At 72.7% G+C, this 640-nt stretch carries 1 protein-coding gene; it reads right to left on the bottom strand.

Going from position 1 to position 640, the window contains the following annotated elements; translation table 11 throughout:
• Positions 1-640 (bottom strand): TolC family protein (locus tag ACYP33_RS17690; protein WP_459623026.1); only part of this gene is annotated, 640 nt, incomplete at both ends.

Here is a 640-nt window from a genome sequence, read left to right as displayed (position 1 = left end):
CGTTCAGCATGTCGGCGCGCGAGGCCGAACCGAGCCGGTTGCGCCGCACGGCGTCGTCGGCCTGCGCGCGGGCCAGCGCCACGAGTCGTTCGGTGGCCTGCACCTGCTCGGCCAGCGCGGCCGACGTGATGGTGGCCGTGACGATGTTGGCCGCCAGCGCACGTCGCGCCGAATCGAGCTGGAACGCGGTCACGTCCACGCGCTTCTGCAATTCGCGGTTCGCGAAGCGCGACGCGCCGAACAGGTCGATCGTGTAGCTGGCCTGCAACTGACCTTCGAACAGGTTGTAGAGCGCGGTGGGCGGTCCGAGGTTCGGCACGCCGAGGCCGCGCTGGCGCGCAGTCTGGCCGCCGAGATCGATCGACGGCAGCAGCGAGCTGCCGATCTGCGCGCGCAACTGCTCGCGTGCGGCTTGCAGCGCATGCGTGGAGGCCGCCAGCGTCGGGCTGGCGCGCAGCCCTTCGTCGACCAGCGCGTCGAGCTGCGGCGAGCGATAGTGCTTCCACCACTCGGGCACCGGCTGCGCGCCCACCTCGAAGCGCTGGGCCACGCCCTGCGCGGCGACGGTTTGCACCGGCAGCGGCTCGGCGCCGTAGTGGGCCGGCGAGGGCATCGCCGGCGGCTTGCCGCTCGGCGCGAA

It is taken from the genome of Burkholderia sp. 3C (assembly GCF_054589155.1).
This window is presented reverse-complemented; position numbering and strand designations above follow the sequence as displayed.